This is a genomic window from Streptomyces sp. NPDC036815, from assembly GCF_055609205.1.
In genome coordinates this window covers 172,881-195,178 of record NZ_JBVJPW010000013.1, presented here as the reverse complement: position 1 = coordinate 195,178, position 22,298 = coordinate 172,881, and the positions used below count along the sequence as shown (strand labels likewise).

General features: G+C 72.8%; 20 protein-coding genes. 4 read left to right on the top strand and 16 right to left on the bottom strand.

What is annotated here, in order from left to right; genetic code table 11:
- Positions 1-24 precede the first annotated feature (24 nt).
- A complete protein-coding gene (locus tag ACZ69I_RS25635) occupies positions 25-465 on the bottom strand; it encodes a DUF2000 family protein (RefSeq protein ID WP_470834871.1) in 441 nt (146 codons plus the stop codon).
- 49 nt (positions 466-514) lie between these two features.
- On the opposite strand from ACZ69I_RS25635, the gene ACZ69I_RS25630 reads away from it, so the two are divergent.
- Both ACZ69I_RS25630 and ACZ69I_RS25625 read left to right on the top strand, forming a co-directional pair.
- Entirely contained in the window at positions 515-1,357 is an 843-nt protein-coding gene (locus tag ACZ69I_RS25630; RefSeq protein ID WP_470834869.1) for a helix-turn-helix transcriptional regulator, read from the top strand.
- A gap of 288 nt (positions 1,358-1,645) precedes the next feature.
- The gene (locus tag ACZ69I_RS25625; protein ID WP_467680082.1) at positions 1,646-2,107 is read left to right on the top strand and encodes an SPW repeat protein; all 462 of its coding nucleotides are present in this window, start codon (positions 1,646-1,648) and stop codon (positions 2,105-2,107) included.
- Positions 2,108-2,153: 46 nt separating this feature from the next.
- Here ACZ69I_RS25625 and ACZ69I_RS25620 read toward each other — a convergent pair whose 3' ends face one another.
- The 7 genes from ACZ69I_RS25620 to cseB form a co-directional block, all read right to left on the bottom strand.
- Positions 2,154-3,212, bottom strand: a complete 1,059-nt coding sequence (locus ACZ69I_RS25620; RefSeq protein WP_470834868.1) for a sulfotransferase — start codon at positions 3,210-3,212, stop codon at positions 2,154-2,156.
- Positions 3,213-3,406: 194 nt separating this feature from the next.
- Positions 3,407-5,794 carry a SpoIIE family protein phosphatase gene (locus ACZ69I_RS25615; protein WP_470834866.1) on the bottom strand — a complete coding sequence of 796 codons (2,388 nt, stop codon included), beginning with the start codon at positions 5,792-5,794 and terminating at the stop codon, positions 3,407-3,409.
- A 148-nt stretch (positions 5,795-5,942) separates the two neighbouring features.
- Positions 5,943-6,248 (bottom strand): hypothetical protein, encoded by a 306-nt coding sequence (locus ACZ69I_RS25610; protein ID WP_470834865.1) that lies wholly within the window; start codon positions 6,246-6,248, stop codon positions 5,943-5,945.
- Positions 6,249-6,294: 46 nt separating this feature from the next.
- Positions 6,295-8,856 (bottom strand): ABC transporter permease, encoded by a 2,562-nt coding sequence (locus tag ACZ69I_RS25605; protein WP_470834863.1) that lies wholly within the window; start codon positions 8,854-8,856, stop codon positions 6,295-6,297.
- Between the two features lie 167 nt (positions 8,857-9,023).
- Positions 9,024-9,806, bottom strand: coding sequence for an ABC transporter ATP-binding protein (locus tag ACZ69I_RS25600; RefSeq protein ID WP_470834862.1), 783 nt, complete (start codon positions 9,804-9,806; stop codon positions 9,024-9,026).
- 164 nt (positions 9,807-9,970) lie between these two features.
- Entirely contained in the window at positions 9,971-11,233 is a 1,263-nt protein-coding gene (locus tag ACZ69I_RS25595) for a sensor histidine kinase (RefSeq protein WP_470834861.1), read from the bottom strand.
- Positions 11,234-11,237: 4 nt separating this feature from the next.
- Positions 11,238-11,918: a two-component system response regulator CseB gene (gene cseB / locus ACZ69I_RS25590; protein ID WP_470834892.1), complete on the bottom strand. Its 681-nt coding sequence runs from the start codon at positions 11,916-11,918 to the stop codon at positions 11,238-11,240.
- Positions 11,919-12,262: 344 nt separating this feature from the next.
- On the opposite strand from cseB, the gene ACZ69I_RS25585 reads away from it, so the two are divergent.
- Positions 12,263-12,937 carry a maltokinase N-terminal cap-like domain-containing protein gene (locus tag ACZ69I_RS25585; protein WP_470834860.1) on the top strand — a complete coding sequence of 225 codons (675 nt, stop codon included), beginning with the start codon at positions 12,263-12,265 and terminating at the stop codon, positions 12,935-12,937.
- On the opposite strand, the gene ACZ69I_RS25580 is transcribed toward ACZ69I_RS25585, so the two are convergent.
- The 8 genes from ACZ69I_RS25580 to ACZ69I_RS25545 all read right to left on the bottom strand — a co-directional run bounded on the left by ACZ69I_RS25580 (position 12,934) and on the right by ACZ69I_RS25545 (position 21,242).
- Positions 12,934-13,779 (bottom strand): class II fructose-bisphosphate aldolase, encoded by an 846-nt coding sequence (locus ACZ69I_RS25580; protein ID WP_470834858.1) that lies wholly within the window; start codon positions 13,777-13,779, stop codon positions 12,934-12,936. The genes ACZ69I_RS25585 and ACZ69I_RS25580 overlap by 4 nt on opposite strands.
- 148 nt (positions 13,780-13,927) lie before the next feature.
- Positions 13,928-14,806: an SIS domain-containing protein gene (locus ACZ69I_RS25575; protein ID WP_470834857.1), complete on the bottom strand. Its 879-nt coding sequence runs from the start codon at positions 14,804-14,806 to the stop codon at positions 13,928-13,930.
- Positions 14,807-14,866: 60 nt separating this feature from the next.
- Entirely contained in the window at positions 14,867-16,180 is a 1,314-nt protein-coding gene (gene melA, locus ACZ69I_RS25570) for an alpha-galactosidase (protein WP_470834856.1), read from the bottom strand.
- Positions 16,177-17,133 (bottom strand): carbohydrate kinase family protein, encoded by a 957-nt coding sequence (locus tag ACZ69I_RS25565; RefSeq protein WP_470834854.1) that lies wholly within the window; start codon positions 17,131-17,133, stop codon positions 16,177-16,179. Before ACZ69I_RS25565 ends, melA begins: the two co-directional genes overlap by 4 nt.
- Before the next feature lie 34 nt (positions 17,134-17,167).
- Positions 17,168-18,055: a carbohydrate ABC transporter permease gene (locus tag ACZ69I_RS25560; protein WP_470834852.1), complete on the bottom strand. Its 888-nt coding sequence runs from the start codon at positions 18,053-18,055 to the stop codon at positions 17,168-17,170.
- Positions 18,052-19,002 carry a carbohydrate ABC transporter permease gene (locus tag ACZ69I_RS25555; protein ID WP_470834850.1) on the bottom strand — a complete coding sequence of 317 codons (951 nt, stop codon included), beginning with the start codon at positions 19,000-19,002 and terminating at the stop codon, positions 18,052-18,054. Before ACZ69I_RS25555 ends, ACZ69I_RS25560 begins: the two co-directional genes overlap by 4 nt.
- A gap of 9 nt (positions 19,003-19,011) precedes the next feature.
- Positions 19,012-20,340: an ABC transporter substrate-binding protein gene (locus ACZ69I_RS25550; protein WP_470834849.1), complete on the bottom strand. Its 1,329-nt coding sequence runs from the start codon at positions 20,338-20,340 to the stop codon at positions 19,012-19,014.
- A gap of 83 nt (positions 20,341-20,423) precedes the next feature.
- Positions 20,424-21,242 carry an endo alpha-1,4 polygalactosaminidase gene (locus ACZ69I_RS25545; protein WP_470834848.1) on the bottom strand — a complete coding sequence of 273 codons (819 nt, stop codon included), beginning with the start codon at positions 21,240-21,242 and terminating at the stop codon, positions 20,424-20,426.
- 271 nt (positions 21,243-21,513) lie between these two features.
- Between ACZ69I_RS25545 and ACZ69I_RS25540 the strand changes: the two genes are divergently transcribed.
- Positions 21,514-22,275 carry a DeoR/GlpR family DNA-binding transcription regulator gene (locus tag ACZ69I_RS25540; RefSeq protein WP_470834846.1) on the top strand — a complete coding sequence of 254 codons (762 nt, stop codon included), beginning with the start codon at positions 21,514-21,516 and terminating at the stop codon, positions 22,273-22,275.
- Positions 22,276-22,298 lie beyond the last annotated feature (23 nt).

Sequence of the window (22,298 nt, the reverse complement as noted above, 5' to 3'; positions counted from 1 at the left end):
TCGGCCGTCGTGGGCGGCCCTGCCTCAGGGGTGCATGCGGGCACCCTTCATCACCTTGTCGACCGCGTTGCGCGGCCCGTACACGGCGACGCCGACCAGGTCCAGCTGGTCGCCCGGCACGGCCCGTACCGCCGCCCGGTTGTCACCGTCGTTGCCGGTGGCGAAGAGGTCGGAGGTGAAGACCGCCCGGGGGAGCGCGCGGCCCAGCGCGCGGCCGTGCGCCGCCGTCACCGCCTCCTTCGTTCCCTCGAAGACCATCACCGGCTGCCGGAACATCGGCAGGTACGGGGTGCCGTCGGCGTCGGCGTACGGCTCACCGATCACCTCCGGGTCCTGCGTGCCGAGGCCGCTGACCAGGAACGCGGTGACGTTCAGCCGCTGCCAGGTCTCCAGGTCCTCCCGCAGGATCACTGCGATCTTGGTGTCGAAACGTACGGGCGCGCTCTGCGTGGTGTCGGTGGTCATGCGACAAGGCTGCCGACCACCCGGCCGCCCGGTCTTGTACGTTCTTGGCATGCCGTCCCCGCAGGAGGTCTCCGCGTGGCGCCCGCAGGTGCCGGGCGTCGTGGAGGTCTTCCACGCGCACTTCACCGAGCACGCGTACCCGATGCACGTCCACGACGTGTGGACGCTGCTCATCGTCGACGACGGCGCCGTCCGCTACGACCTGGGCCGCCGCGAACGCGGCACCCCGCGGGACACCGTGTCGGTGCTGCCGCCCCAGGTGCCGCACAACGGCTCACCGGCCACCGCGCACGGCTTCCGCAAGCGGGTGCTGTACCTGGACGCACCCCTCCTCGACGACAGTCTCATCGGCCCGGCGGTGGACGATCCCGACATCACCGACCCGCTCCTGCGTCGGCGTATCGGACAGCTCCACGCGTCCCTGGCGCGGCGCGGCGACGAGCTGGAGGCCGAGAGCCGCCTCGCCCTGGTCGGCGAGCGGCTCCGCGGCCACCTCCGGCCCCGGCTCGCCGCGGCCCGCCCGGAGCAGGGCCGCGGCGTGGCTCACAGCTTGCGGGAGCTCCTCGACGAGCGGCTGCTGAGCGGTGTGACCCTGCACGAGGCCGCCCAGCGCGTGCACGCCCACCCCACCCACCTGGTCCGGGCGTTCAGCGCCGCCTTCGGCATCGCCCCGCACCAGTACCTGATGGCCCGCAGGGTCGAGCGCGCCCGCCGACTGCTCCTCGACGGCACACCGCCCACCGAGGTCGCGACCGAGGTCGGCTTCTACGACCAGGCGCATCTGACCCGGCACTTCAAACGGGTCGTGGGCGTTCCGCCCGGCCGCTACGCCGGCAAGCGCACCGGAAGAGAGACCGGAATAGTCCCCTCCGCCGTACGACAAGACGGGTGAGGGCGAGTATTCTCGGGGTAGGTAGGAGCCGACGCCGCAGCGGGCTCCGAAGAGCAGTGCCCTCTCAAGGCCCGTCGCCCGCAACGGACGACGCGAGCCCCCTCCGGCCGAGCGGGACGGACCGCCCCGGATCGGCCCGGAAACCCGGCAGCCACCTGTCTGCTGCCGCCGCCCCGAGTCCTGGTTCGGCCGCGTGACGACGTTCGGTGTGCGCGGCCCTGTCCGCACCCAAGAACCACCCAACTGGAGGTGGACGCAGTGGCAACGTCTCCCATGTCCCCGTCCTCCATGGAAACGCACCCGGACATCGCCGACATACGCGCGCGGCACGAGAGCGCCGAACGCGCGGCGAGTTCTCCGAAAGTGCAGGCCATCGACACGCTGGCCTTCCTGACGGGGCTCTACCTGGCCGCCTCGCCCTGGATAACGGGGTTCGACGGCCTGACCCGCCTCACGGTCACCAACCTGATCGTCGGCATCGCCTACGCGCTCCTGATGAGCGGCGGCTTCGGCCGTGCCTACGACCGCACGCACAGCATGGCGTGGGCCGCCTGCGCGCTGGGCGTGTGGACGATCGTGGCCCCGTGGGTCGTGGCGGGTGACGTCAGCACCACGAGGACCGTGGTCAGCAACGTCATCACCGGTTGTGTCGCTCTCCTGCTCGCCCTGGCCGCCAGCGCGGCCGCCCGGCAGGGAGAGCCCGGCGCGAGCCGCGGCAAGGGAGGTATGTACCGAGCAGGTCCCGCCTGACCGGCCGAACCGGAACGGGCCCCGCGGCGCCGCGGGGCCCGTCCTCTCATGGCGCCCGGTGCCCGTGGCGCGGCGTCCGCGCCAGCGCGCGGGTGCCCGCGGCGCAGCTCTCCCGCAGGTCCGCGAGTTCAGCGGCGGTCAGCTGCTTGGCCGCGGAGCCGCGGCGGCCGCCGTCGAGCAGTTCACACGCGCCGTCCAGCCACCGCGGGGACGGCTCGATCCCGACGAACGCGGCGAGGCGGGTGAGTTCGTCCCGGGGTGCGTCGAGGAGGTCCTCGTAGCCGAGTGACATGCGCTGCGCGACCGGCAGCCCGTCGATGAACCGCGCCCCCTGGACCACGAGTTCGGACCAGAGGGTGCCGAAACGGCGCAGGGGGAACTCCCGGTCCCGAACGAGGGCGGGGTCGAAGCGCTCGCCGAGCACGGGCGCCAACTCCGGTGGCAGCGAACGGATCCGGTCGGCCGTCAGGTCGGCGAAGTCCTCGACGCCGGTCCGTTCCCTGATCTCGCGCATCAACGTGATCACGCGGTATCCGGGGTGACGGCTCATGGACAGGGCGCAGTCGGGTCCGTCACGGAAGAGGTGGACGAACTTCGCGTACGGGAAGGCGGCCCGCAGCCCCGGCGCCCACCCCGTCGAATATCCGGAGCGCTCCACGACGGCGGTGCGCCCGAAGCGCGCGCAGAGCAGCTCGAAGAGGGCTTCATGGTGGTGGACCGCGGTCCGGACGGGCCAGTCGAGGACCGCGGCACGGATCTCGTCGAGCAGGCCGTCGGGATCGTCGGTGAGGTGGGGCAGCACCATGAGGGAGAGCGCGGGGATGCCGGTGGTCTCCGCCGCGTACCGGCCGGGGGCGCGCGTGTAGAGGAACTCGGGCATCGGCAGCCCGCTGCGGAGCATTCCGGCGAAGTACGACGTGGGCTGGTAAAGGGCGTCCCAGAACTCCGCGCCCGACAACTGACCTTCGGGGAAGGCCACTTCACCGACGGAGGCCATGTACTCGTTGAGGCTCAGTACGTCGGGGTGGGTGTTGAGGATGCGGGACAGCGCGGTGGAGCCGCTGCGGCCCGTACCGATGACGAAGGTCAAGCTGCGCAAGGTCACTCTCCGGGAGCACGGACGGGAATTCCAGGGCTCCGGGCACCTCAGCACACTCGGGCGGAGGGCGCCAGACGGCAGGGGCGCCCGCCCGCGGCCCCGGCCCCCGGGGCGCGGCGGACCTGCGGTGCGGGGCACCTGTCGGGGACTGTCGGTGATGGAGGCGTTCGCCGACGCGTGAGCCCGGCCGCCGTCGGCGGTCACAGTCCGCCCCGTGCCGTCGCGGGGAAGGCCTGCTCGGTCCAGATGGTCTTGCCGGAGCGCATGTAGCGCGTGCCCCACCTCTGGACGAGCTGCGCGACGATGAAGAGGCCGCGGCCGCCCTCGTCCTCCTCGCCGCTGTGCCGCAGGTGCGGTGAGGTGTGGCCCGTGTCGGCGACCTCGCACAGGAGCGTGCGGTCACGGATCAGGCGCACCTGGACCGGTCCTTCCGCGTACCTGACCGCGTTGGTGACCAGTTCGCTGACGACGAGCTCGGTCGTGAACGACAGCTCTTCGAGGCCCCAGCGGCACAACTGCCCGGTGGTCAGGTCCCGGGCCCGGCCCACGGCGACCGGCTCCGCGGGCAGCTCCCACTCGGCGACCTGGGAGGTGTCCAGCTCCCGGGTGCGTACGAGCAGCAGAGCCGTGTCGTCGGCCGTCGAACCGCCCGGCACGAGCTCCGCCACGGCCCGGTCGCACAGCTCTTCCAGGGACGCGTCGCGGTCGCTCAGCACGCGTCCCATCGTGTCGAGTCCGTGGTCGATGTCGCGGTCGCGCGCCTCGACCAGACCGTCCGTGAAGAGAGCGAGGAGACTGCCCACCGGCAGCTCGATCTCCAGGGACTCGAAGGGCAGGCCACCGAGGCCCAGCGGCGGCCCGGCCGGCAGGTCGGGGAAGGACACCTGCCCGTCGGGATCGACGACCGCCGGAGGCAGATGCCCGGCCCTGGCCATGACGCAGCGCCGCGAGACCGGGTCGTAGACCGCGTAGAGGCAGGTCGCTCCGGTGGTCACATCGGCGTACGCACCGTCGGGCGCCCCCTCTTCGTTCCACTGTTCCTCCCCCGTCTGCGCCACCAGATCGTCGAGCCGCGAAAGGAGCTCGACGGGGTCCAGGTCCATCTGGGCGAACGCGCGAACGGTCGTGCGCAGCCGGCCCATCGTGGCGGCGGCCTGCAGACCGTGGCCGACCACGTCGCCGACCACGAGCCCGACCCGGGTCCCGGACAGCGGGATGACGTCGAACCAGTCACCGCCCACCCCCGTCACGTCGTCCGTGGGCAGATAGCGGTGGGCCACGTCGACCGCCGACTGCTCCGGCACCTGCCGGGGCAGCAACTGGCGCTGCAGGACCAGGGAGGCGGTGCGTTCACGGGTGAAGCGGCGCGCGTTGTCGACGGACACGGCGGTCCGGGCGGCCAACTCGTCGGCCAGCGCCACCTCGCCGCTGTCGAAGGTGGCCGCGGGCCCGCGCAGGAAGGTGACGAGTCCCAGGACGCTGTTCCCGGCCCGCAGCGGAACGACCAGGGTGGCGTCCTGGAGGACGAGCCCGCCCGAGGAGAGGCTGCGGTCCTGCGGCGACCCGGGCGGGTACCGCACCGGCGGGTGCTCCTGACCCGGTGCCTCCTGGGTCTCATCGGCCGGGCTGCGGGCGACCCGGACCAGGGACATCGAGGCCGCCCCGCTGGTGGCCGGCACCTCGCCCTCCAGTACCGCCCGCGCCAGGTCGACCGTGACGGAGACGGCGAACTCCGGCACGGCCACCTCGGTGATCTTCTCGGCCGTGGCGAGGACGTCGAGGGCGGTCCCGATGCCTCGGCCCGCCTCGACGAGCAGGGCGAGGCGTCGCTGGGCCCGGTAGCGGTCGGTGATGTCGAAGGCGTCCTCGCACACGCCGAAGACATGGCCGTCGGCGTCCTGGAGCCGGTAGTAGGCGCAGGACCAGAGGTGGTCCGTGTCCGGGTCGCTGGGCGGCCGCCCCTCGAAGTGCAGGTCCAGGAACGGCTCGCCGGTGTCGAGTACGTGGCGCATGACCGCGTCGAGCGTGGGCGGGTGCCCCCTGGTCACGAACCTGCCCTCCGAGTACAGCTCATCGGCCCGGGAGCCGCGGAACTCGGCGAGAGGGCGTCCCATGTCCTGCTCGTACGCGGCGTTGCACCAGGTCAGGCGCAGATCGGTGTCGTAGATGGCGAGGCCGACGGGCGACTGGGTGGTCAGCCCGTGCAACAGCGCCTGCCGGGCTTCCCACCAGCGCAGATCCGCCAGTTCCGTCGCGACGAGAACGCGCAGCGGAGCGTCGGTGCCCGCCAGTGGGCACACCGCGACGGCCACGATCAGCTCGCGCCCGTCCCGGTGCCGGACCACGCGGATCTCGTCGCCCCGGAACCCGGGAGGGAGAGGGGGGACGGCGGGCGCCGTGCCGGGCGGGGAAAGGAGCGTGGACAGACGACGGCCGACGATCTCCCGCTCCGGGTATCCGAGGAGCTGCGTCGCGGCGGCGCTCCACCCGACGATCGTGTCCCGGGCGTCGACGATCGCCGTGGCCGCCCTGGTGATGTCGAGGGGGCCACGGAAGTCGACACTCCGCTCCGCGTTCCAGGCCGTCATGGCGCCACACCAGCCGCGTTCATTGCCTACAGAATCCGCCGTCCTGGGTGCGGGCACAACCGCGGCGCGCCCAATCGCCGCCGCTCGGGAGGACGGGCCGCCGCGTCGGGGCACGCTACCGCTCGGCGGGCCCGCTCCGTGAGGGGTCCTACTCCTCCTCCAGCTGCCGTAGGCAGTCCTGCCACCGCCTGCGTCGCTCGGCGAGCCCCTGGTCCCACCACGCGGCGCCGCGTTCCCCTAGCCCCGTCTTCGCCAGCTGCACGCGGGCCCGTGCGGCCTTCCGGGCCGCTTCGTCGTCACCCGCGGCGGCCACGGCACGGCGGGCCGCCATCAGGTGGTGGACGAGGCGCTCTTTGACGTCGTCGGGCACGCGGGGGTCGGTGGCCCGCCAGCGTCTCCCCTTGATGACGATGAAGTGGCCGTCCTCGGTGTATTCACGGTTCTCTGCCGCCATGGGGCCATCATGACCACCTCCATCACGTCACGCAGTCCTCCGCCTGTCAGGCCTCCGCCACGGCCTCCAGCGGTCGCAGACCCGCCGCCCGGCGGGCCGGAACCGCGGCCGCGAGCGCGCCGATGGCGAGGGACGCCAGGCATACGAGCAGCAGCGTTCCCCACGGGATCGACAGCGCGTACCGCTCCATGGCGCCGTTGGCCAGCGCGCCGACCGCCCACGCTCCGAACACCCCGCACACCAGGCCGAGGAGCGTGCCGAAGGCGGCCACGGTGAGTGCTTCCAGGCGGATCATGCGCCGGATTCCGGAGCGGTTCATGCCGATGGCGCGGAGCACACCGATCTCGCGGGTGCGTTCCGCGACCGACATGGCCAGGGTGTTGACGATGCCGAGTGCGGAGATCACGACACCGATGGCGAGGAGCCCGTACATCAGCGTCAGAAGGTTGCCCACGGCGCCGGCCGCCTCGCGCACGAGCTGCTCGCGGTCCTGCACCTTCAGGAGCGGACTGTCGCCCACGGCCGCACGCAGTCGTTCCTCGTTCCGTGCGGTCGCGCCGTCGTCGGTGCGTACGAGGATGCGCTGCACGGAGCCGGGCTTGAAGCTGTGGTGCCGCACCTCGTCGCGGGCGCCCAGCGCGTCCTGCGCGGTGGGGTTGTCCCGGTAGACGGCGACGACGGTGTACTGCGTGATCTGCTGGGCGCGGCCCATCGACGCGGCGAGCCTGTCGCCCACGCCCACGCCTTCTTCCCGGGCCAGGCTGCTGGAGAGGGCGATCCGGCCCGGCCCGAGGTCGTCGAGCGAGCCGTCGGCGAAGTCGAGCTTCATGGTGGCGGCGGCCGGCCGCGGGTCGACGCCGGAGAGCGCCCGGACGCGGCCGCCCACGACCAGGGTGGAGTCCGAGACCGCGGCGGCGGTGCGTACTCCGGAAACGTCGGCCACTCGCCGCACGGCGGCCCTGTCGATGCCGGTCGTGGGGGAGCGGGTGCCGATCACGTAGTCGGCGCCGAGTCCTGCCGCGGTCTGGCGGTCCAGGGCCTGGGCGGTGGAGTTGCCGATGACGGCGAGCCCGGCGACCAGCGCCGTACTGATCATCAAGGTGGCGGCGGTGGCCGCGGTGCGCCGCGGGTCGCGCAGCGCGTTCTCCCGCGCCAGACGGCCGATGACGCCGAAGCGTCCGGTGAGGCGTCCGGCGAGCCGGATCACGGGAGCGGCGAGCAGCGGCGAAAGGACGATCACGGCCACCACCAGGACGGCGCAGCCGAGCATCGCGCTGCGCAGGTTCTCCTCCGAGGCGTCATCGGCCCCGGTGAGCGACACGAGGAGACCGCCGCCGACCACGAGGAGGGCGAGCCCCAGCACGCCGCGGCGGCGGGTCCGTGCGGCCGAGGGCGGTTGTTCGGCCACCCGCAGCGCCTCGAGCGGAGCGATCCTGGCCGCCCTGCGCGCGGGCAGCCACGCGGCGAGAACGGTGACGCCCACCCCCACGCCGAGGGCCGCGAGGACGGGCCGCACGCCGATCACCAGTGGTCCGTCGGGCAGGGGGTCGCCGGTGGTGCTCAGGATGTCGGGCAGTACGGCGGCGAAACCCAGGCCGAGCAGGAATCCGGCCGCCGACGCGGCGAGACCGATCAGCAGGGCCTCCAGGAGGACCGAGCGGACCACTTGGCGGCGCCCCGCGCCGATCGCCCGCAGCAGCGCGATCTCCCGGGTGCGCCGGGACACGAGCATGGTGAAGGTGTTGACGACGAGGAACGAGCCGATGAACAGCGAGACCCCGGCGAAGACCAGGGGCATCTTCCGGTAGCCGCGGGTCATGGTGTCGACGTTCGTCGCCTGCTGCTCGGCCTGCGCGCTGCCTGTGGTCGCCTGGGCCCGGTCGGCCGGGAGGACGTCCTCGACGCGGCGGGAGAGTTCGGACTCGTCGGTGCCCTGCGCGGCGGACACGTCGATGCCGGTGTAGTGGCCGGGGGAGGCGTACAGCCGCTGGGCGCTCGCCTTGTCGAACAGGACGAGGGTGCCGCCGGCCGTCACCCGCGTGTCCTTGGTGGTGACGATGCCGACAAGTCGCTTCTTCATGACGGGGCCGTCGGTGGCCACCGTGACGATGTCACCGATGCGGAGTTGCCCGGCGGACGCGGTCCCGCCGTCCACGGCCAACTCCCGCCCGTTGCGCGGGGCGTGGCCCTCGGCCAGGGGGTAGCGGCTGTCCTTGCCGCCCTTGTCCGGTACGTACGCGGAGCCCAGGTTGGCCCACGCCTCGTCGGCCCGCAGCGGCGTGCCGTCCGCCGCGTTCAGGACGGCCGAACCGTCGGCCGTCGGGCGCACCGCGGCGGCACCGGGGACGCCCGCCAGCTTCTTCACCAGGGCGTCGTCCAGTGCGGAGGAACGCTCGTCGACGGAGGTGCCCGGAGGCGGGTCCTTCGGGGTCACGCTGACGGCGATGCCGGCGAAGTTCTGCGACGCCGCGGCGCGGTAGGCCGCGGCGGAGGAGTCGGCGAAGACGAGGGTGCCGCTGACGAACGCGACACCCAGACAGACCGCGAGGACGGTCATGGCCAGACGGGCCTTGTGCGCGAGGACGGTGCGCAGAGCGGTACGGAGCATACGGAACATACGGGGCGGTTCCTGGGAGGGAGGGCTCGACGGGCGCGAGGGAGCGAGTGAGCGAGGCGGGTGAGGGGGGCTGGTGAGGTGCGGGGGCGGTCGCCCTGGGTGCCGGTGGGGCCGTCGGGTGCGTCGGTGGGGCGGCCCGGCAGAAGAGGCGCGGTCCGTCAGCTGGTGCGAGGGCCGGTGCCGAGCGTCTTCATCAGCTCCAGGACCCGCTCCGGCGTCGGCTGCTCCATCTCGTCGACGAGCCGGCCGTCGGTCAGGAAGACCACGCGGTCCGCGTAACCGGCGGCGACCGGGTCATGAGTGACCATGACGACGGTCCGGCCCAGCTCCCGTACCGACTCGCGCAGGAAGCCGAGCACCTCGGCGCCGGCGCGCGAGTCGAGATTGCCGGTGGGCTCGTCGCCGAACACGATCCCCGGCCGGGAGGCCAGGGCGCGGGCCACCGCCACGCGCTGCTGCTGCCCGCCGGACAGTTGCCCGGGGCGGTGGCCGAGGCGTTCGGCGAGACCGACCATGGCCACCACGCGCCGCAGCCACTCCTCGTCGGGGCGGCGACCCGCGATGCTCAGCGGCAGCGTGATGTTCTCGATCGCGGTCAGGGTCGGCAGCAGGTTGAACGCCTGGAAGATGAAGCCGATCCGGTCCCGGCGCAGCTCCGTCAGCTGCCGGTCGTTCAGCGTGCCGAGCTCGGTCGTGCCGATGCGTACGGAGCCGGAGCTGAAGGAGTCGAGTCCGGCGGCGCAGTGCATCAGGGTGGACTTGCCGGAGCCCGAAGGGCCCATGATCGCGGTGAACTCGCCCTCCCGGAAGGAGATGCTGACCCGGTCCAGGGCGACGACGCGGGTGTCGCCACTGCCGTAGGACTTCGACAGGTCGGTGGTGGAAGCCGCGATTCCGGTCGTCGCGTGCAGTGCGTGCTGGGCAAAGGGGCCGGGGCTCACAGGGGGACTCCTCGTCGGTGCGGTGGGTGCACGTCGAAGGGTGTCCGGGGAACGTATCGGTGCCTGGGCGGTGATGTATCAGTGGCCGCTCTGCTGTGCGGCGGCCGTGCGCCGAGCGTGCGTGCCGGGCGTCGGGGCGCAGGCGGGGGTTCGCAGACGGGCTCTCAGTCCGGCAGGCGCAGGGTGGCGACCGCGCCGCCGTCCGGGGCGTTGTCCAGGCGCAGTCCGGCGCCGAGCAGCCGTGCCTGGCCCAGCGCGATGGTCAGGCCGAGGCCGTGTCCCGAGCCGCGCTCCGCCGCGCCCGTGTGGAAGCGCCGCGGGCCGTCGCGGAGCACATCAGGGGGAAAGCCGGGGCCGTGGTCGCGTACGACGACGGTGCGGCCCTCGACGCTCACCCGCACCGGCGCCGCGCCGTGCCGGTGGGCGTTGACGACGAGGTTGCCGACGATGCGTTCGAGGCGGCGGGGGTCGGTCTCCACGGTTTGCGCGGCCTCGTCCCCCTGTCCCGCGACGACCGTGACCTCGGTGTCGAGGCCCGTGCGCACCACCGCTTCGGAGACGACCGCCCCGAGCGGGACATGGGCACGGACCGGCTGTTCGGCCCCCGCGTCGAGGCGGGAGATCTCGAGGAGGTCCTCGACCAGGCCGCGCAGCTCACGCACGCGGGCCCGCAGCAGGTCCTCGGTCTCGCCCTCGGGCAGCAGGTCGGCGGCGGCCAGCAGACCGCCGACCGGCGTACGCAGTTCGTGGGCCACGTCCGCGGTGAAACGTCGCTCGGAGCGGAGCTGCCGGGCGAGGCTGTCGGCCATGAGGTCGACGGTGGCGGCGATGTCGTCCACCTCGTCGCGGCCCTGAGCGGGTCCGGTCCTGGCGTCCAGATCCCCCGCGGAAATCCGGCCCGCCGTCTCGGAGACGCGCCGCAGCCGTCGGCCGAGCAGCCCGGCCCCGTACACCGCCACGGGGACGGCCGCCGCCAGCGCCACCAGCGAGGCCACCGCCATGACCACGTCGAGCCGGCGCAGCTCGTGCAGCTCCGGGCTCATGTTGATCCGCACGGCAAGCACCCGGCTGCCCGGACCGCCGACCCGCTGGGCGCCCCAGTAGCTGGGCCCGAGGTTGTCCTCGACGCGTCCGTCGTACGCCGTGTGGCGCTCGCCGTCGGCCGGACGGCGCAGCGCGGTGGGCAGGTCGTCCGGATCCAGCTCGGCACCGTCTGCCAGGGTTCCGGTGCGCCGGTAGGTGTCCATCGCGGAATAGACGGTGTTGAAGGCGTTCGCGTCGGCCCGGGCGCGGATGTCCCGCGCGGTCCACCCGTGCACCAGCACGCCCACCACCGCCGCGACGAGGCAGGCCGTGGCCGCGGCCAGCGCCGCGATCTTCCAGCGCAGGGCCACCCGGACCGGCCGCGATCGGCGGAACGACGGCACGGTCTCAGCGCCTGAGCTTGTAGCCGAAGCCGCGGACCGTCTCGATGCGGTCCCGCCCCAGCTTGCCGCGCAGCCGCTGCACACACAGGTCCACGACCCGGCTGTCGCCGTCCCAGCCGTAGTCCCAGACGTTGCGCAGCAGGGTGTGCCGCTCCAGCACGATCCCCGGGTGGGCGGCGAACTCGAGGAGCAGCTTCAGTTCGGTGGGAGTGAGCGCCACCGGACGCCCGGACACGGTGACCTCCAGGCCTCCCGTGTCGATGCTCAGGTCCCCGAAGACCAGCACTCTCTCCTCGGACGGCGGCGGCCCGTCGCCCGCGGCCGGGCCGGGACCTTGGGCGGTTGCCGGGGCGGGGGCGTACGTCGCTCGGCGCAGCAGGGAGCGGATGCGAGCCACCAGGACGTAGGTGTCCACGGGCTTGACCACGTAGTCGTCCGCCCCGGCCTCCAGACCGGCGACGACATCGAGTCCGTCGCCGCGCGCGGACATCATCAGGACCGGCACCAGGCTGGTCTCGCGGACTCTGCGGCACAGCCCGATTCCGTCGAGCCCGGGCAGCATGACGTCCAGAATCAGCAGGTCGAACTGCCCGTCCCGGAAGAGTTCGAGCCCCGCGAGGCCGTCTGCCGCGACTTCGACCCCGTACCCGTAGCGCTCCAGGGCGACGGCGAACGACCGGCGCATCAGGTCGTCGTCCTCCACCAGCAGCACGCGGACGGACTGCGGGGAAGCCGGAGCCGGGGTGGACGACGACACGGGTGGCTCACTCCTGCGCGGAAGGGGTGGGGGGGGCGGGCCGGACGACCTGAAAGGAACGATGACGACCTCAGACGACCTCAAAGGAACGATATGGCAGACCACGGGCGCGGCACCGTGCGCCGGGCCCGGAGCGCCCGATCGATGGGTGACCAAGCGCTCCCCGATACCCATTGGATACAAAGCGCCCCAGGGACCTCCCTCTCCGCCCCCACCCCGCTGGTGACAAGGTATGGGGGCCCGCACCCGCTCGACGGAAGAGAGCCCTCGGCATGGCCGTCATCCACCGCACCTCTGTCGAACCGAGCAAGCTGGAACTGCTCGGCTCCTGGCTGCCCGCCCGCCCGTGGTACCGCGGCGCAGGCGAACCGCGACTGGTCACGTCCGGCGGCTTCCGGCTCGACGACCCGGCGGGAGAGGTGGGCATGGAGTTCATCGTGGTCACCGATACGTCCGGCGCCGAGGCGACCGCGTATCTGGTGCCGCTCACCTATCGCGGCGCCCCGCTGGACGGCGCGGAGCACGCCCTCGTGGGCACGATGGAGCACGGCGTACTGGGCCGGCGCTGGGCCTACGACGGCTACCACGACCCGGTGCTGGTCGACCAGTTGCTCGCGCTGCTCCAGGGTCGGGTGCGAGCCCAGGACCAGAACACCAGCGATGTCCCCGACCGTGAGGTCACCTCTTCCTGCACCGGTGAGGGCCGCCAGGCCGCCTCGGTCCCGCCTCTTCCCGCCCTTCCCGCGACCGACGACCAGGAAGGCACGTCGCTGGCCCTCCCGCACGGCGTACTCCACCTGTGCCGGGTCCTGCGCCCCACCCGGAACGGTGACCCCGTGCCGCCCCAGGGAGCGGCCGGGCAGATCGCCGGTTCCTGGCAGGAGCCCGACGGCGCCCGCGCGCGGGGACTGTTCGCCGTCCTGCGCACGGGCGCCCCGAGGCCCTAGGACGGCACGGCCGCCGGAACCGCGGAGGCGAAGAGCCCCAGCAGCCGGGCGACCTCGGCGGCCATCGCCTCGCGGCCCCGGCTCACGTAGCGCCGCGGGTCGACGACAGGACCGGCGTCGAGGACGCCGCGCACGGCCTCGGTGAAGACCGCGTTGAGATGCGTCGAGATGTTGATCTTGCGGATACCGGCGGCCGCCGCCGCGGCCAAGGTCGCGTCGTCGGCGCCCGACGAACCGTGCAGGACGAGCGGCACCGGCACCGCGGCACGCAGCCGCTTCACGAGTTCCAGGTCGAGGCGGGCGGTGCGTTCCGTCATGTGGTGCGAGGTGCCGACCGCCACCGCGAGGGCGTCCACGCCGGTGTCCGTCACGAACCGGGCGGCCTCGGCGGGGTCCGTGCGCACCCCGGGCGCGTGCGCGCCGTCCTTGCCGCCGATCTCGCCGAGCTCCGCCTCCAGGAACACGCCGTGCTCCCGGCAGTGCCCCGCGATCCGGCGGGTGTGGGCGACGTTCTCCTGCCAGGGCAGGGCGGCGCCGTCGTACATCACGGACGTGAAGCCGAGGGCGACCGCCTCCTCGATCAGCTCGGGGCGGGTGGCGTGGTCCAGGTGGAGGGCCGCGGGGACGCACGAGGCCGCGAGAGCGGTACGGGCCGCTGCCGCCAGGGGGGCCAGGGAGCCGTGGTGGGCGACGGCGTTCTCGCTGATCTGCACGATCACCGGAAGCCGCGCGCGCTCGGCTCCGATGAGGATGGCCTCCAGCTGCTCGATGAGGGCGACGTTGAAGGCGCCCACCGCCGCGGAGGTGGTGTGGAGCATGTCGTACGGAGTGACCAGAGGCATGGCTGAGTTCCAGGGTCGGTGGCCGACCGGACGGGCCGGTCGGCCGGGGACGGAGTCCGGGGCCAGGAGGGGGAAGGCGCCGGGGAAGGAGGCGGGGACCGCCGAGTCGGGGGAGAGAGGGCGGTCCCCGCCCGTCATGGGGGCCGCCTCAGGTGAGGACGACGGACCGGGTCAGGTGGGCGGGGCTGTCGGGGTCGCGCCCCGCGTCCTCGGCGAGCCGCACGGCCACGCGCTGGGCGAGCACGAGCTCCGCGAGCGGGTCGAGGCCCGGCCGGCGCAGGAAGGCACCCGTGGCCTCGATCCGCTCGGCCAGCTCCTCGGGCAGCGGGGAGAGGCTCCACACGGCCCGCCCGGGACCCGCCACGGCGATGGGCCCGTGCCGGTACTCCGGGACCAGGTAGGACTCCGTCCAGTGGGCGGCGGCCTCGCGCACCTTGAGGGCGGCCTCGTGCGCGAGGCCCGCGTGCCAGCCCTCGCCGAGGAACGTGATCTGCTCGGCGGCGAGCACCCCCGGGTCGAGCGGGGCTTCGAGCGCGGTGACGACGTCGGCCCGTGCCTGCTCGACGGAGTGGCCCAAGTGGGCCAGGAGCAGGACGAGTTGCGTGGTCGGGTAGCGGGTCTGGACGACGGACCGCTCGTCGGCCTCCGCCAGCGCGATCACGTCGTGGGCGGCGCGGGCGGCCGGAGAGCCGGGCACCGCGGTGATGGTGGTGACGCGGGCGGCCGGGTCGGCGGCGGCCAGCGCGGTGAGGATCTCGGTGGTGGTGCCGGATCGGGTCAGGGCGATGATCCGGTCGTAGCGGCGGTGCAGCCGGGCCGCCGACGCGGGGAAGGCGTCGGTGGGCCCGTGCCCGGTCTCCTCGCGCAGGTGGGCGTAGGCCTGGGCCATGAAGAGCGAGGTGCCGCAGCCGATCACCGCGACGTGTTCGCCCTTGGCGGGCAGCGCCGGGGCGACGTCGGGGAGCAGGCCGAGCACGCTCTCCCAGCACTGTGGCTGCGTGGCGATCTCTTGGCTGGTGAGGGACATGTGCGGGGGTTCCTGTTCTCGGTCGGGGAGCGGTGCGGCGGGTGCCGGGGGATGGGAAGGTCAGTCGTCGGCCGACGTGACCCGCAGCGACGGCTGCAGGAGGTCGGCGTGGGCGCGGACCATGTCGTCGCAGAGGCGCCAGATCTGATCCACGGTCAGGGCGGCGGCGGTGGCCGGGTCGGTCATGGCCGCGTGCCGGATGTGCCGCGGCTCGTCGTCGACGGCGGCGCGTACGACGAGGTCGTTCATGCTCAGATACGTGCGGTTGAGGGCCGCCAGCTGCGGCGGCAGGGCTCCGGCGCGGGTCGGCTGGACGCCCGCCGCGTCGACCAGGCAGGGCACCTCGACCACGCCGTGGGCCGGGAGGTTGTCGATCAGGCCGCGGTTGGGCACGTTGCCGTAGACCGTGCGCGGGGTGCCGGTGACCATGCTGTGGATGATCTGCGGGGCGTACTCCATGGTGCCCTCGACGGTGAGCGGGTCCCCGGCGGCGAGGGCGTCGCGGGTCTGGCGGTACTCGGCGACGTTCTCGTCGACGATGCCGAGGTAGGCGCCGACCGGGAGGCGCAGCCGGTCGATCTCGCTGTCGTGGTGCAGGTACCAGGGCACGTACTCCGAGGAGTGCTCACTGGTCTCGGTCGGGTAGTAGCCGAGCCGCCGGTACATGTCGACCCGCACCCGGCGCCGCAACTGCTCGTCCCGCGCGACGAGTTCGTCGAGGCGGGGGTAGAGGTCGGTGCCCCGGTGCTCGAAACGCAGCACCCATGCCTGGTGGTTGACTCCTGCGGCCCGATAGGTGATCTCCTCGTAGGGGACGCCCACGAGCTTGGCCAGGTCCTGCATGGTCCAGTACACCGAGTGGCACAGGCCGACCACCTTGGTCAGGCCGGTGGCCTCGGTGAGGTACTGGACGTTCATGGCCATCGGGTTGGTGTAGTTGAGCAGCCAGGCGTCGGGGCAGAGCTCCGCGATGTCCTCGCCGAGGCGCTTGAGGAACGGGAAGGTGCGCAGGGCGCGGAAGATGCCGCCGATGCCGAGGGTGTCGCCGATGGTCTGGCGCAGCCCGTGGCGGGCCGGCACGTCGAAGTCGGTGCGGGTGGACTCGCCCATGCCGATCTGCACGATGTTGATGATGAAGTCGGCGCCCGCCAGGGAGGCGCGGCGGTCGGCGTGGGCGGTGATGCGGGCGTCGGCGCCCCGCTCGCGCGCTATGTAGCGGGCCGCGGCCTCGGCGGTGGCCAGCCGCTCGGCGTCGATGTCGTGCAGCGCGATGTGCGCGTTCTTCAGCTCGGGGAAGGCGAAGAGGTCGGCGAGCAGCCCCTGGGTGAAGACGACGCTTCCGGCGCCGATGAAGACGATCTTGGGCTGGGTCATGATGCGTGCGCTCCGGTGCGAGAGAGGGTGTGGGTGAGGGCTTCGTCCCAGGTGGGCTGGGCGGCGGTGCCTCCGTGGGCCCGCGTGGACAGGGCTCCGCACACAGCCGCGAACCGCAGCGCCTGGTGCGGGGGCTGGTGTCGGAGCGTGGCGGCGACGAATCCGGCGTCGAAGCTGTCCCCGGCGCCGACCGCGTCGAGGGGCGTCACCGCGATGCTGTCCGCGCGGGTCAGCGTGCGGCCGTCGTGGCTCAGGGCGCCCTGGGGGCCGTTCTTGACGACGACGAGGGGGACGCGCTCGGCGAGGCGCGCGGCGGCCGCCTCGGGGGAGTCCTCGCCCCCTGCGAGGTGCATCGCTTCCCGGGCGTTGGGCAGCAGGATGTCGGTCTCGGCGAGGGCCGCGTCGAGGGCGGGCCCGGCCCAGCGCCCCGACGGGTCGTCCTGGGTGTCGAGTGACGTCGTGGCGCCGTGCGCGCGGGCGGTGCGCAGCAGCTCCGGCAGGTCCTCGGCGAGCCTGGGCTGCAGGAAGTACGAGGCCGCGTGGACGTGCCGACTGGCTGCCAGCAGGTCGGCGGGGACGTCACGGCCGCAGGTCGCGGTGAGGGTGCCGGGCGCGGTCAGGACGGCCCGGTCGTCGCCCCGGGTGAGGACGACGGTCAGCGGCGTCGCGCGGTCGGGGTCGAGGGCCAGGGCCCGGGTGTCGACGCCGTGGGCGGTCAGGGCGTCGCGGACGTAGCGGCCGGCGTCGTCGTCGCCGACGCGCCCGGCGAAGGCCACGCGCAGGCCGAGGCGCGCGGCGCCGCAGGCCATGATGGCGGCGGAGCCGCCGATGACGAGGGCGCCGGACGCGGTGAGCTGTTCGCGCTGGCCGAAGGCGAGCGGTTCGGTGAGCGGGCCGAGGACGACATCGGGGTTGGCGTCCCCGATGACGAGCAGGTCGTACGCGGTGGGCATCGCGGTCCTTTGAACGGGTGCGGGCGGCGGGCGGTCAGCCCTTGAGGCCGCTGGAGGTGACGGAGCGGATGAAGGCCTTCTGGGCGAAGAGGAACGCGACGAGCACCGGAAGGACCGTCAGGACGTTGCCCGCCATCACCGCGGACCAGCGGGTGTGGTGCTGGCCCTGGAAGGTGGTCAGGCCGAGTTGCAGCGTGTACTGGGTGTCGTGGTTGATGGCGATCAGCGGCCAGGTCAGGTCGTTCCACGTGGTCAGGAAGGTCAGCACGGCGACCGTGGCAAGGGCGGGCCGCGCGAGGGGCAGGATGACGGAGACGATGACCCGCAGCCGGGAGCAGCCGTCGATCCAGGCGGCCTCCTCCAACTCCCGGGGCAGGGACAGGAAGAACTGCCGCAGCAGGAACACGGCGAACGGCGTGACGAGCGCGGGCACGATGAGCGCGCCGAGCGTGTCGATGAGGCCGAGCTTCTTCATGACCAGGAAGGTCGGGATCATCGTGAGCTGGAACGGGATCGCCATCGTCGCCAGCATCAGCACGAGCAGCAGCCGCGACCCGGCGAACCGCATCCGGGCGAACGCGTAGCCGCCGAGCACGCCGAACACCAGGTTGGAGGTGACGGCGACGGCGGAGACGATCACCGAGTTCAGCAGCCAGCGGGGGAACATGGCGTTGCCGAGGACATAGCCGTACCCGCCGAGGTCGATCCTCGACGGCCAGAGCGCCGGCGGGAAGCGATTGATCTCGGCGTTGCTCATCAGCGAACTGAGTACCAGCCACACCAGCGGCACCGCGAACAGCGCGGCCAGCGGCGCCAGCAGCAGGTGCCAGGCGCTGAACGGGAGCCGGAAGGGGCGCCGGGCGCTCGGCACCGCCGTCGGACGGGAGGCGACCCGGGACGGCTCGGTCGTGGTCGCGGTCATGAGGCGGCTGCTTTCGTACGAGGGGTGCGCTCGCGCCGGACCACGCGCAGCAGCACGGCCACGACCATCAGCGCGAGGGCGAGGACGTAGGCGGCGGCCGCTCCGTACCCGGCGGTGAACTCCTTGAAGGCCTGCTCCCAGATGAAGTAGACGATCACGGTGGTCGAGCCGAGGGGCCCGCCCTTGGTGGTCACGTAGACGAGGTCGAAGACCTGGAGGGACTGGATGGTCTGCCAGAGCAGCAGGAACACGCTGACCGGGGTGAGCGCGGGCAGCGTCACGTGCCGCAGGACCCGCGCCCGGCCCGCGCCGTCCAGGCGCGCCGCCTCCACCAGGGAGTGGTCGACGTCCTGCAGCGCCGCGAGGTAGATGACGGTGCACAGCCCCGTACCGCTCCACAGGGTGATGACGACCAGGACGCCCAGGGCCTGCGAGGGGTCGGTGAGGAAGCCCTGCGGCGAGATGCCCAGGCGGTGCAGGAGGGAGTTGGCCGCGCCGAACTCCGGGTCGAGGATGAAGGAGAACAGCACGCCCTGTGCGGTGGCGGAGATGACGAAGGGGATGAAGAACAGCGTCCGGTAGAGACCGACGAAGCGGATGCGCCGGTTCAGCACGAGGGCCAGGGCGAGCCCGATGGCGATGCTCGACGGCACGTACAGGACCGTGTAGAGCACGGTGTTCCGCACGGCCTGGTGGAAGTTCGGGTCCTGGCGCAGGGCGTGGTAGTTGTCGAGGCCCACCCAGCGGCTGGGCGTGACGAGGTCGTTGGCCTGGAAGGACAGCAGCAGCGACCAGATCACCGGCAGCACGCTCAGGCCGAGGATGACGAGCACGGCGGGCGAGACGAACGCCCAGGCGGTGGCCGCCTCCCTGCGGCGCCGGCGGCGCAGGGCGCGCGGCTCCGGCGGGTTCTGCGACAGGGTCAGCGGGGTGGGAAGTCGGGGCATGTCAGGTCCTCAACGCGGTATCAGCAGGGCGGCGTTGGACTCCTCGGCACAGGAGCGCACCGCGTCGGCGGGGCTCTTGCGGCCGAGCAGCACGGCGACGATGGCTTGTCCCAGGGCGCGCGAGACACGCGGGTAGGCCGGGTGCACGGGGCGTACGCGCGCGGAGGTGACCGCCTCGGTGAACACGGACAGGCCGCGGGTACGGGTGGCGTGCTCGCGCCAGGCCGGGCGGTCCTCGCTGCGGCGGCTGAGCGGCAGGCTGCCCGCCTCCACGTCCCACCGGCTGTCCTGGGCGGGTTGGGTCAGCCACGTGACGAAGGTGCGCGCGGCCCGCACGCGGGCCTCGCCGTTGTCGAACAGCGTCCAGGTGTCGGGGCCGGAGATGGTGATGGGGCGGCGGCTGAAGCTGGGCAGGGGCACGACGTGGTAGTCGACCTTCGCCTGTTGGATGTCCGGCAGCTGCCAGGGGGCGGTCGCCACCATGCCCATCCGGCCGGAGAGGAAGACCTGGTACATCTGCTCGCTGCCCGGCTTGGGGTCGATGTAGACGCTTTCGTCGCGCACCAGGTCCTGAACGACCTCCAGGGCGCGTACGCCCTGCGTCTCGAAGCCGATGCTCCGCCCGTCCCCGGCGATGACGTCGCCGCCCAGGTCCCAGATCAGCGGCCACAGCCGCCACACGGTGTCCTCGTCGCCGGTGCCGGGCCAGCCGGTGCCGAACCGCCCCTCGGCCGCGTCGGTGAGGCGGCGCGCGGTGTCGGTGAACTCCCGCCAGGTCCAGCCCGCCTCGGGCAGGGCGACCCCGGCCTCGGCGAACACCTTCTTGTTGCAGACCACGGCGAGGGCGTCCAGGAGCGCGGGCATCGCGCGGACCCGGCCGTTGACGGTGACGGCCTCGCGGGCCGGCGCGTGGTAGTTGCGCCACGGCGTCGGACCCCGTCGCACGTGCTCGGTCAGGTCGACCACCTGTGGGCTGCGGGCCACGCTCGCGAGGTCGGAGCCGAAGATGTACGCGATGTCGGGGTAGGCGCCGGAGGCGAGCGCGGCGGTGACCTTCTGCAGCATGGCGTCGGACAGCACGCCGCCGCCCATGTCGACGCGGATGTCCGGGTGGGTGCGCTCGAACTCGGCGGCCAGACTCCTGATGACCTTCGCGGCGGTGTCGTTCTGGCCGTGCCACATCTGGATCGTGACGCGGCCGTCGGAGCCGACCCCGTCGGCGATGCCCGTACCGCAGCCGGTCAGGGCGCCACCGGCCACCGCGAGCGCACTGGCACCGCCGGCGCGCAGCACACCGCGCCGCGACGGTGGGCCCGGCGCTCGGGGGACTGCTGTCATCACTACCTCCAGGGGCGGGAGAGGGAAGAGGAGCCGCGGGCGTGGGGCGCCGGGTCCCGGGTGTCCGGAACCCGGCGTCCCGCTCAGCAGGTCCTGCGGAGGTATCCGCTGCTGCCGACGGGCGAGACCCCGACGTCACGGCGGACGATGCTCAGCCGCTCACCCCAGCCGGCACAGGCCTTGCGCAGACCGTCCGCCGAGTACTCGACGACCAGGACGCGATCGCCGAACGCCGCCGTGTACGTCCCGCACTCGTCCCACTCCCCGCACTCCTCGGCGACGGCGAAGTCCAGTCCGGTCTCCTTGCGGTCGGCGGCCAGTTCGGGCGTGTTCTTCTGCGCGATGGCGAGGCCCTTGTCGTGGGCGTGCGCGGACAGGAGCGAGACGAAGGCCTTGGCCTGGCTCGCCTTCAGGTGGTCGGGAAAGCGGGTGTAGGTGTCGTAGTTATCGGGCTCGACGGCCTGGAAGCCCTTGTCGGCGCAGGAGTCGATCCACCCGTTGACCTTGGCGGCGATCCGCTTGCGCTTCCCCGCGGTACGGATGTCGAGGACGGCTTCGCCCCAGTCGCCGTCGTAGACGACGTCACCGTTCGCGTCCCGGAGGAGCAGGTCGGAGTCCCACTCCTGCTCCGCGCCCGGCTGGGCCTGGAAGGCGTTGACGTAGCAGAGGTTGTACAGGCCGCGGGCGGGGCCGGCGCCGCGGTCACGGCTGACGGTCCGCACTCCGGCGGGCGGGGTGTAGGCGCCGCCGATCTGGTAGTCGAACCCGGCGTGCGGCGACGGCAGTCGGACGGTGGACGGACCCGCCGAGGCGGTGGAGGGGGCGAGCAGGCAGGCCGCCGCGGTGGCCGAGAGGGCCGCGGCCGCCGTCATGCACCTGCGCACAACACGATTGAGGCTCATCGGTGAGCTCCAGCTGTGGAGGGCACGTCCCCGCCTCGGAACCCGCGAAGGGCCCTGGCGACTCAGTCCGGGCTTGTGGCGGGGGCCAACTACCGGCTGGGCGTACCTCTGCGCCGAGTGCTCGACACCGGCGTTGCCAGGGAGTAAATCGAGCGCGTTCGGCCATGTCAAGAGATCGGTTTTGACCGAACTGCCGTGGAACCGCGCATCAGTACGCGCATTCTGTGCCCGAACCGTGAGCGAACGTGCTCGTCAGGGCTATGCTCACCGCGTGCTCAGAAGCGACCGCCACGCGCGGATACTCGACCACGTCGCCGTGCACGGCAGCGCCGACGTGACACAGCTCGCGCGGCTGCTCGGCGTCTCGCAGGCCACGGTGCGGCGCGATCTGCGGCACCTGAGCGAGCAACGGCTCCTCGACCGTACGCACGGCGGTGCGCTCCCCAGCGGGCTGAGCATCGAAGTGCCGCTCCAGCACCGCGCGGACCAGCGCTCCCCGCAGAAGCGGGCCATCGCGAGAGCCGCCGCCGCCCTCGTGCCCGAGGGGGCCGTGGTCGGTCTGACCGGCGGCACCACCACCACGGAGGTGGCCCGCATCCTCGCCGACCGGGGGCCGGTCACGATCGTCACCAACGCCGTCAACATCGCGGCGAACCTGGTGCTGCGCCCCACCGTCACGCTCATCGTGATCGGCGGCACCGCCCGCAGCCAGAGTTACGAACTCGTGGGCCCCATCGCAGAGAAGACCCTCGCCGACCACCACACGGACATCGCCTTCCTCGGCGTGGACGGCATCAGCGCCGCCCACGGCTGCACCACGCACGACCAGTTGGAGGCGGCCACCGACCGCGCCTTCGCCTTCCACGGCAGCCGTACCGTGGTGGTCGCCGACCACTCCAAGATCGGCAGGACCACCTTCGCCAAGATCTGCCCGACGAGCGACGTGCACACCCTCATCACCGACTCCGAGGCGCCCGCGGGGGAGTTGTCGGCCGTGGGCGACCTCGGGGTACGGGTCACCGTGGTCGGCTGAGGCGCGGCCGGCCACGGCGTGGG